This window comes from Caldisericia bacterium, assembly GCA_026414995.1.
In the GTDB taxonomy this organism is placed as follows: Bacteria; Caldisericota; Caldisericia; order B22-G15; family B22-G15; genus JAAYUH01.
In genome coordinates this window covers 1-9,942 of sequence record JAOAHY010000023.1, presented here as the reverse complement: position 1 = coordinate 9,942, position 9,942 = coordinate 1, and the positions used below count along the sequence as shown (strand labels likewise).

The 9,942-nt window shown below is 26.0% G+C and carries 11 protein-coding genes; 7 read left to right on the top strand and 4 right to left on the bottom strand.

Annotation, left to right across the window (positions count from 1 at the left end):
* Positions 1 to 130: 130 nt before the first annotated feature.
* Both N3D74_06390 and N3D74_06385 read right to left on the bottom strand, forming a co-directional pair.
* Positions 131 to 1,405 carry a TIGR04013 family B12-binding domain/radical SAM domain-containing protein gene (locus tag N3D74_06390; GenBank protein MCX8095793.1) on the bottom strand — a complete coding sequence of 425 codons (1,275 nt, stop codon included), beginning with the start codon at positions 1,403 to 1,405 and terminating at the stop codon, positions 131 to 133.
* On the bottom strand, positions 1,402 to 2,580 hold the full coding sequence (locus N3D74_06385) for a hypothetical protein (GenBank protein ID MCX8095792.1): 1,179 nt from the start codon (positions 2,578 to 2,580) through the stop codon (positions 1,402 to 1,404). Before N3D74_06385 ends, N3D74_06390 begins: the two co-directional genes overlap by 4 nt.
* Before the next feature lie 62 nt (positions 2,581 to 2,642).
* Between N3D74_06385 and N3D74_06380 the strand changes: the two genes are divergently transcribed.
* Complete coding sequence (locus N3D74_06380; protein ID MCX8095791.1) at positions 2,643 to 3,614, top strand: GNAT family N-acetyltransferase; 972 nt, start codon at positions 2,643 to 2,645, stop codon at positions 3,612 to 3,614.
* A 15-nt stretch (positions 3,615 to 3,629) separates the two neighbouring features.
* A complete protein-coding gene (locus N3D74_06375; protein ID MCX8095790.1) occupies positions 3,630 to 4,721 on the top strand; it encodes an alanine racemase in 1,092 nt (363 codons plus the stop codon).
* Between the two features lie 4 nt (positions 4,722 to 4,725).
* On the opposite strand, the gene N3D74_06370 is transcribed toward N3D74_06375, so the two are convergent.
* The gene (locus tag N3D74_06370; protein ID MCX8095789.1) at positions 4,726 to 5,145 is read right to left on the bottom strand and encodes a HEPN domain-containing protein; all 420 of its coding nucleotides are present in this window, start codon (positions 5,143 to 5,145) and stop codon (positions 4,726 to 4,728) included.
* 118 nt (positions 5,146 to 5,263) lie between these two features.
* On the opposite strand from N3D74_06370, the gene N3D74_06365 reads away from it, so the two are divergent.
* On the top strand, positions 5,264 to 6,166 hold the full coding sequence (locus tag N3D74_06365) for a phosphohydrolase (protein MCX8095788.1): 903 nt from the start codon (positions 5,264 to 5,266) through the stop codon (positions 6,164 to 6,166).
* A gap of 1 nt (position 6,167) precedes the next feature.
* On the opposite strand, the gene N3D74_06360 is transcribed toward N3D74_06365, so the two are convergent.
* Positions 6,168 to 7,283 carry a copper amine oxidase N-terminal domain-containing protein gene (locus tag N3D74_06360; protein MCX8095787.1) on the bottom strand — a complete coding sequence of 372 codons (1,116 nt, stop codon included), beginning with the start codon at positions 7,281 to 7,283 and terminating at the stop codon, positions 6,168 to 6,170.
* A gap of 75 nt (positions 7,284 to 7,358) precedes the next feature.
* Here N3D74_06360 and N3D74_06355 point away from each other — a divergent pair, with 75 nt between their 5' ends.
* From N3D74_06355 to N3D74_06340, 4 genes are all read left to right on the top strand, one after another.
* Positions 7,359 to 8,279, top strand: coding sequence for a carboxypeptidase-like regulatory domain-containing protein (locus N3D74_06355; GenBank protein ID MCX8095786.1), 921 nt, complete (start codon positions 7,359 to 7,361; stop codon positions 8,277 to 8,279).
* 46 nt (positions 8,280 to 8,325) lie between these two features.
* Complete coding sequence (locus N3D74_06350) at positions 8,326 to 9,153, top strand: S-methyl-5'-thioadenosine phosphorylase (protein ID MCX8095785.1); 828 nt, start codon at positions 8,326 to 8,328, stop codon at positions 9,151 to 9,153.
* Between the two features lie 22 nt (positions 9,154 to 9,175).
* Entirely contained in the window at positions 9,176 to 9,697 is a 522-nt protein-coding gene (locus N3D74_06345; protein ID MCX8095784.1) for a DUF996 domain-containing protein, read from the top strand.
* Positions 9,698 to 9,769: 72 nt separating this feature from the next.
* On the top strand, positions 9,770 to 9,942 hold a 173-nt coding region (locus N3D74_06340), incomplete at its 3' end, for a type II secretion system GspH family protein (GenBank protein MCX8095783.1).

The window sequence follows — 9,942 nt, the reverse complement described above, 5'->3', positions numbered from 1 at the left end:
TCCCCATCTTAATTTCTCTTCATCATAAAACCAATTACCAAGATTATCAATTAAGTCCTGAATTAATTCTTGATAATTTTTATTCATAGGTGCTCCTCCAATATTTGTTAAAAAAATAACGACAATTTAATTATATCATAAAACCAGATTTGAAATAATTCTCAATTTTCTTTCCCAATTTCTGTTGCACTCCCCAATCTCCAAAAATAATTTTTCCTTTAAAATTTTCTTTTATAAAACTCTTCAATTTTTCATTAACTCTTCCACTTTTTTCAAATTGAAATGGAGTCATTGGAAGAGGAATAAAAGTGTGTGCATGAATTCTTGCACCTAATTTTATTAAATCTTTCATAACTTTTAGAGTTTCCTCAATATCTTCTTTTTCTTCTCCTGGAAGACCAAAAATAAAATCAACTATCGGTTTTAAATTATATTTAATTGAAAGTTCCACAGATTTATATATCTCTTTAACTCCATGACCTCTATTAATTGATTTTAAAACTTTTTCACTTCCAGATTGTGCACCTATAACAATTGAAGTATTATAAGCATATTTTTTAACTAATAAAAGCGTTTCATCTAAAACAAATTCAGGCCTTACTTCAGAAGGAAAAGTTCCAAGAAAAATTCTTCCAGAATCTTTTAAAACTATTTTTATTTCTTTTAAAAGAGTTTCAAGTGCTTCTAAATTTAATTTTTTTCCATCAATTGAACCATAAGAAAAAGCATTTGGGGTTATAAATCTTATATCAGTTAAATTTATTTTTTTCATTATTTCAATGTATTTAATAATATTTTCAATTGTTCTGTGCCTTGTTTTCCCACCAAAAATAAAAGGAGTCTGACAATAGTAACAAAAATGGGGACAACCTCTAGTTATTTCAATAGGGCTAAATTTTTCATATTTAATAGAAAATGGAGGATAACTATTTATATCAACAGGTTCATTTAAAGGAGAAATTTTAAATTCACCATTTTCTATATAAGATAAATATTTTAAATTTTCAAAATTATCTATTTTTAAATTTAATAAAAATTTTGTAAAACTATCTTCCCCTTCACCTCTAAAAACATAATCAAAACCTAATTTAAGAGTCCCTATAGGATCTCCTGTAGGATGTGGACCACCTGCAATAAAAATTGCCTTATCTTTATAAATTTCCCTTAAATTTTTAATAATTTCAAAGATTTCAAAGATTTGGGTTGTAAAAAAAGAAAAAGCAAAAATTGTCTTTTTATTTTTATCAAAAAAATTTGAAAGATTAAATAGATTTTCTCTTTTTTCTATAAAAATTACTTTTAAATCTTTTAATTCATCCAAATTTTCAACTGCGCCTAAAAGAGCATTAAAACTATATCTATTGCTTTTGTTGTAATAAATAACTAAATTTAAATCATAATTCACTTTTCAAAAAATATTATTGAATCAATTTTAATTTTTAACTTTTCATTTAAATTTATCTTCATTTCTCCATTTAAATTCATAAGAATATACTCTTTATCTTGAGTTCCTTCTTTTATTTCACTTAAAATAATTTTTCCTTTTAAATCAGAATAAATTAGGTCACCACCATAAAAATAGTTCTCTCTTGTTAATTTTTTGAATGAGACATTATCTAAATCAGTTCCATATAAGACATATTTACCACCACTAACTTCTTGAACCATTAAATATAAATAATTTTTAAAAACTCCTCTAATATAAAAATCTTTTGAATTTGGGGGTTCAATATTTTTAATTATATTTCCATTTCTATCAATTATAGAAATATATGGTTTTTTATTTAAATCATTTGGTACAAATTTAAATAAAATGTTTCTTGAATTATTAAAGAATGTCTCATTATAAATTTCTCCTTCTTTTGTCTCAAAAACACTCTTAAACTCCTTTGTCTCTAAATTTAAAATTTCAATTTTTGAAACTTTTAAATTGTTATCAAAACTCTTACCTAAAATTTCACCATTTTCATTTGAATTTCCTTGAAAATAAAAGTTTTCTTTAAAAGTTATGTAATTTTCTATAAATTCATCACTTAGAAATTTATAAAGAGCTATTTTTGATTTTGTTTCATTTTCTTTTAATATATGCATATATAAATTTTTTTCTAACTCATCAATATAAATAGGATAGATATAGCTTGAAATTAGATTGAATATTAAAGGTTTTTTATTTTTAAATTTCAAATTATAAATATAAAGATATTCTCTCAATCCCATCTCTTTTAAAGTAAAAAGAATATTTTCATCATCATAAAATTTTGGAGTATATGGAAAATTTCCCAAAAGCCCCTCTGTTAAATTCAACATCTCTCCAGTTTCAAAATCTAAAGCAAAAATTCCACTTTTTGAGTAATCATCTGAAAAATAGTTAAATAAAATTTTGTTGTTTCTTATTTCTCCTAAAATGAGCTTTCCTTTCAACCCTGTATCAAACTCTTTTACTACTTTAAAATTTTTATCAAAAATTATAATTTTATTTTCACTTGAAACAATTAATTCACGAGCCCTCTCTTTTTTACATGAAAAAAGTGAAAATGATAAAATAAAAAGCATAAAGATAATTAAAAATCTTTTTTTCATAAAAACCTCCTTTTTTTATTATAAAATGAAAAATATATATTAAAAATTATAAGGAGTAAAAAATGTATAAGATTTATGAAGGAAATGGCGAAGATATTCTTCCACTTTTTAAAAATGTAACTCCTGAACTTGAAGTTGATATTAAAAAGTGGAGGTGGAAATATATTGATAATCCACTTAAAGAAAATCTAATTGCAGTTTATCAAAGTAAAGATGGTGAAATAGTTGGTGAGGAGGCGATTGTTCCATTTAAAGCATATTTTAAAGGAGAAATAGTTAAAATAGGTCACTCAGTTGATTCAATGGTTCTTAAAGAATATAGAGGAAAAGGAATTTTTAAAAAACTTGCTATAAAAACTCTTGAGGAAGGAAAAGAGAGAGGATATTCATATTTTTATGGTTTTCCAAATAAAAATTCTCTTCCTATATATACAAAAAAATTGGGCTGGATTAGTTTTGGATATGTAAGAAGGTGGATTTTTCCACTCAATTTAAACATTCTTGCATCTAAATTTAAAATTGATTTTTCAATCATTTCTCCTCTTTTTAAAATTGGAACAAATATTATTAAAGGTAAATTTAACTTTGAAAAGGTTGAAAATTTTGATGATATAGAAATTTATTTAGAAAATTTAAAAAAACATTATGATATTTTTATTTTAAGAGATAAAGAATTTCTAACTTGGAGATATCTTTCTCACCCCTATTATATATATGATATTTTCAAAGATAATGAAAATCTCTTTGTTTTAAGAATAAAAGAGGTTGATATAAAAAGAGGAACAATTGAAGAGTTTTTATATAAAGATTTCTTATCTTTTTCAAAAATAATCTCTTTTTCTTTGAAATTTTTTATTGATAATAATGTAGATTTAATAGATATTTGGATTAAAAAAGGAGATCCACTAGAAAGAATTCTTTTTTACAAAGGATTTATTCCGTATCAAAAAAGATTAATAATTCTCTATCCATTTGAAAAAATTGAATTTTCAAAAAAATATTTCTTTAATTTTTCAGATTTAGATGTAATTTAAGGAGGTAAAATTTAAATGAAAATAGAAGATTTGACAACTCCTGCATTGATAGTTGATTATGAAAAATTAATGAAAAATATTGAAGAGATGTCAAATTTTGCAAAAAGTTATAAAAAAAATTTAAGACCCATGATAAAAACTCATAAATCAATTTATATTGCTAAAATTCAAAAAGATTTTGGAATATCTGGAATTCAATGTTCAAAACTTTCTGAAGGAGAAGTTTTTGCAGAGGAAGGATTTGATGATATTTTTATATCAAGCGAAATTGTTGATTATGATAAACTAAAAAGAGCGAAAGTTTTAAATAAAAAAGTTAAAAAATTAATTTTAGCAGTAGATTCAATTGAAGGAATAAGAAAAATAGATGAAATTTTTGATAGTGAAAAAATTTTCGTAAGAATTGAAATAAATTCTGGTCATAATAGATGTGGTATAAAACCTCAAGATGTTCTTTTTTTATATAAAGAAATTGAAAAAAGTAAAAACATAATTTTTGATGGAGTTTTTACCCATGGAGGACAAGTTTATAAAGCAAAGAACAAAGAAGAAAGAGAAAAATACTCTTTAGAAGAAGCAAATGGAGTTCTTGAAGCAAAAAGAATTTTAGAGAAGAGTGGCATAAAATTTGAAACAGTAAGTATTGGTTCAACTCCTTCTGTTTTTATAAGTGGAAAAATTGATGGAATAACAGAGATTAGACCAGGAAATTATGTTTTTTATGATTATAAACAGGTTAACCTTGGAGTTATCTCTATTGAAAGATGTGCTTTATTTGTTTTATCTCAAGTTATAAGCAAACCAGATGAATCTCGTGCGTATATTGATGCTGGAGCAAAAGTTTTAGGTCTTGACTTTTTAGAAATTGAGAATGAAAAAAATTATGGATACATTTTAGATGAACCTCAAACAAAACTTTTCTCTCTTTCAGAAGAACATGGTTGGTTAAAACTAACTCAAAAATCAAAGATAAAAATTGGTGATAAATTAAAAATAATTCCTGTTCACTCTTGCATAACAATGAGTAATTTTGATTACTTTTATATGGTTAAAGGAAGTGATGTTATAGGAAAATATAAAGTTGATGCAAGAGGAAAATTTGAGTAAATTTTTAGAAATCTATATTCAAACTTAACTCTTTACTATATATAAACTTTAATATCTCCTCTGCTAAAGAAATCGCATTAAAACTTTCTTTTTCTTTAAAAACTTCTGCTGGAATTCCACCTATAACTTTATTAGGATATCCCATTGCTAAATAATATTTATCTAAAATTTTCAATTTATCTTTAAAAATATTAAAATCTTTATCAAAATTGGAACACTTTTTAATTAAACTAACAACAGAGTATCCACAAACTTTTTCAATTCCTTTATAAATTAAATAACCTTTGAGCGCTTTTTCAACTACTTGATGTGAATAAAAACATGAAACATAAAATTTTTTTCCTTTATGATTATATTTTGCAGTCTCTAAATCTTCTTTTGCTTGTTTAATAAACATTAACGCTTCTACTTTTTTATCTATCATAAATTTTAAATTTCAATTTAATATTAACATAATCTTAAATACTTGATAAAATTATATAAAATTCAAATGGGTTAAGAAATATAAATTTCTTTTCCCACTCATCAAAAGGAGGGAAACAATGTTTGATGAATTTAAGAGTAAGAGTTTAAAAAATATTGGTATTGAGGTTGAAATTCCAGAAAGTTATGATTTTATTGAAACAGAATCTCTTAATTATATTGAAGAATCAATTAAAAATTATCCAAAATCAATGGAGTGTTTTAAAACAATTTTAAGTGATCCTGAAGTTAGAGCAAATTGGGACCTTGCAAATTTCATTGCAGTAAAAAAGTTAAAATATAATGACCATGGAGAGGTTCATGCAAAAATTGTCTGCGCATCAGCACTTAAAATGCTTGATATTCTGCTTGAAAAGGGATTTAAACCAGATTTTATAAATGAAGGTGGAGGAGATGAAGATGATGAGCATTTAATTATTCTTTCAGCAGCACTCCTTCATGATATTGGAAATCAAATTTATAGAGAAAATCATGCCCTTCATTCAACATATCTTGCTATACCAATTCTTGAAAGAGTTCTTCCAAAATTTTATGAAGATTTAGAAAGAAGAACTGAGGTAAGAGGTTTTATTTTAAATGCAATTTATGCTCATGATGCAGATGTTCCAGATTTTACAATTGAAGCAAGTTTAGTTGGAATAGGAGATGCAACAGATATGACAAAAGGAAGAGGAAGGATGGCTTATGACCTTGGAAGTTTATCAATTCACACAATCTCTGCACTTGCAATTGAGAGAGTATTAATTTTAAAAGGAGAAGATAAGCCAATTGAAATTGTAATTGAAATGAGTAATTCTTCAGGTATTTTTCAAGTTCAAGAAATTTTGGGTAAAAAAATAATAGGTGGACCTCTTGAAAACCTTATTTCTCTTAAGGCAGAGGTCACACCTATTGAAGCAAATTATGATAAAAGAATAGTCAGAGCAATAACTCTAAAAGGAAAAGGTTTTGTCTCTTTCTAAACTACTCTATTATAAAACTTAACTCTTTTACCAAATCATCATCAAAAAATATTTTACATTTCCATTCACCAGGAAGATTTTCTGGAGTAAAACCTTTAATTTTAATTGAACCCCAAGCCCAACTCTCTTCATCAGGTTTTATTGATTTTATGTCAACTTTTGCATCAGTATAAAATTTGCCATCTGGCTGATAAAAAGAAAATTTTATTCTAAATCCTGATTCAATTTTGCCTTTAAATCTAATAAAAACTATCGCTCTTTCATCTTGTTTTGAAAATTTTTGGGTTATATTTTGAGGGTTTCCTTCTGAAGCACTTTTACATGTCACTGCCTCAAAAATTTCTGCTTTTGTTACTTTATATGTCTCATCTTTAACAATGTTAAATTTTACAAATCCACTCTCTTTTCCATCAATTAGAACCTTTGCTTTCCAAACACCAGGAATTCCACCAACAAGAAAATTTTTAATTGGAACTCTATACCAATAGTTCCATGTACTTCCTTTTTTATAATCTTGATTATCCCACTTTCCTGTATAAAGAAGTGTTCCATAAGGGTCATAAAGATTTATTTGAAGATTAAATTTTGCATCTTCTAATAAATTAATAGATATTCCAGTATAAACATTATCATCAGATGATTTAAATGTATCAGTAAAATCACTCCACTTATTATCAACAAGGTTTTTAAATGTAACAACTTTTGTAACTCTTACTTTTGTATTTTCTAAATTATTAACTTTTATTTGAAGTTCTTCTATTTTATCATCTTTTTCTTTTAATGAAGTCTCTTTCTTATTTAATTCATCTTTAAAATTATTAATTTGATTTTTAAGATACTCAATTGAATCCATTGTTATTGTTACAGTTTTTGTTGCTCCATCCCATCCAACTTCTGCACCTAAACCTTCACTTATAAATCTTACTGGAACCATTGTTCTTCCATTTAAAATTTGAGGTGGAACATCAAGAGGCAGCTGACTCCCATCTACATAAGCAAGTTTGTTTCCAATTTGAAGTTTTATGACTTTCTTTTCACTTAAACTTCTTACATCACTTTTTATAAGAAATAAAAGTGATATAAGGAGAATGAGGGAAATCAAAAAGATTTTTTTCATGTTATCTCCTTTCAAAATTTGTTTACTTTTCAATTATAACAAGTTATAATCAAATAAAAAAGGAGGAAAATTTCTATGAAAAAAATTAATTTCCTGTTAATTTTATTCCTTATAATTATTTTCATAACTTTTTATGGTTGTAAAAAAGAGACAAAAACTTCAGATATAATAGTTACAATTCAAGACATTGATGGAACATCAATTCAAGATGCAAATATAACTTTCGATGGTAAAAGTGGAAAGAGTGATTCACAAGGAAAATATACATTTTCAAAAATAGAAAAAGGTTCTTATAATTTAAAGATAACAAAAGAGGGCTTTGAAGATTTTGAAGAGACTATTGACATATCTCAAGGAGAAAAAAGAGAGGTTAAAGTGGTTTTAAATAAGAAGAGTGAATTTGAAGAGATTAAGAATTATTCTGAAATAGAAAGTTTTCATGTAATTGCTGAATATAGAGGTAAAGAAGGGAAAAATGACCAAAAGATAGAACTTATAACAGAAAATTTTGGAAAAAAAGAGTATATGAAAGTTGTTAATCTTTATACAGGAAAACTTTATGCTGAAATTTTCACAGATGAAAAAACAGCAAAAATAAGATATGGAGAAAAAGAAGATTTTTATGAAATGAAAAGAGAAGAAGTTGGAAGTCTTTCTGAAAGTTTTCACTCAATGATTAATGAACTTGTTGATGGAATTAAAGAAGAATTTAATGAGAAAATAAAAATACCTCAAGGCTCACTTGAATATTCTTTAAAAAGAGTTGGTACTGAAAAAATAAATAACTATCAAACAATAAAATATGAATATTCAGGAGAGGCAAATTATCAAAACGAGAAGACAAAATTTTTATATGAAATTTGGGCTATAAATAGTGGAAAATATAAAAACTATCCAACAAAAATTAACGCTATTATGTCTTTTCAAGATGGAAGTATGATATCTTACACAATAAACATATTTGAATTAGGAGAAGCAAAAGTTCCAAAAATTTAAATTGTTATAATAAGATTGTAAATTTAAAATTCATAAGGAGGTTTAGATGGAAAAAGTTGATATTGGAGTTTTTGGAGGAACTGGTTTTTATAAATTCTTTGATAATGTAAAAGAAGTTATAGTTGAAACACCTTTTGGCTCTCCTTCTAGTTCAATTGGAATTGTTGAAATTGAAGGAAAAAAAGTTGCCTTTTTACCAAGACATGGAAAAAATCATGAATACCCACCTCATAAAATTCCATATAGGGCAAATCTTTGGGCAATGAAAAAATTGGGAGTTGAAAGAATTATTGCACCAAATGCTTGTGGAAGTTTGCAACCTCACATTAAGGTTGGTGAATTTGTTATATGTGATCAGTTTGTAGATAGAACAAGCGGTAGAGTTTCAACATTTTATGATGGACCAATTACAACTCATATATCTATGGCTGAACCATATTGCAGTGAATTAAGAGAAATTGCAATTGAAAATCTAAAAAAACTTGGATTTCCACATCATGATAAAGGAACAGTTGTTGTAATCGAAGGACCAAGATTTTCAACAGTTTCAGAAAGTAAATGGTTTACATCAATGGGATGGGAAGTTATAAATATGACACAATACCCTGAAGTTGTTCTTGCAAGAGAACTTGAAATGTGCTTTTTAAATATTTCAGTTGTAACTGATTATGATGTTGGTCTTGTTGCAGAGGGAAGTGTAGAACCAGTTTCTCACGAGATGGTAATTAAAATATTTAATGAAAATTTAGAAAAACTAAAAACTTTAATTGTAAATATAATTAAAGATATACCACTTAAAAGAGAAAAGTGTAAGTGTGGAGAAGCACTTAAAGGAGCAAGATTTTCTGGTGAAAATTTTGTCTCCTTATTTTAAATAAAATTTAAGGAGGAATATTATGAATATAAGAGAAGCAAAAATTTTAGGTGGAGTTGGTTCAATTTTATCTCTTTTAGGTGTTGTTATTCCAAAGGTTGGTTGGATTGTTTCAATTATAGGTTTTGTTCTTCTTTATCTTGGTTATAAAAAAATTGCTGATGCAACAGGAAGAACAGAAATTATTTCAAGTTTTATAATTGCAGTTATTTTAGCAATTATAAGTGGTGTAATAATTGCTTTTGGCGGAGTTAGTACGATTTTTGGCATCTTCTCAATTATGGGTGGTGCAAAAGGAGGCCTTGTTGCTTTAGGAATAATTTTATTTATTCTTGCATGGATCATTGCAATTGTTGCTTATTACTTTTATAAAAAAGCACTTGACACAACAAATGAAGCAACCAATATTTCTTCATTTAAAACTGGTGGTCTTTTAATGTTTATCGGCGCAATATTGATGATAATTGCAATTGGATTTATTTTAATAATAATTGGAAGAGTTTTTGAAATAATTGCCTTTTTCTCCCTTCCAGACACAATCTAACTTGACAGAAAAATTAAAATTTTTTATAATTTATCATTATTAATAAAATTGAAAACCATTTAGGAGGTGATTATGAAAAAACTTTTTGGAAAGAAAGGTTTTACCTTGGTTGAAATTGTTATTGTAATTGTATTACTCGCTATTTTAGCAGCAGTTGCTTATCCAAAATATCTTGATTTAAGAGATGATGCACACAAAGCACAGGATGAAGCAACAATTGGTGCTTGGAGATCAGGAGTTCATAT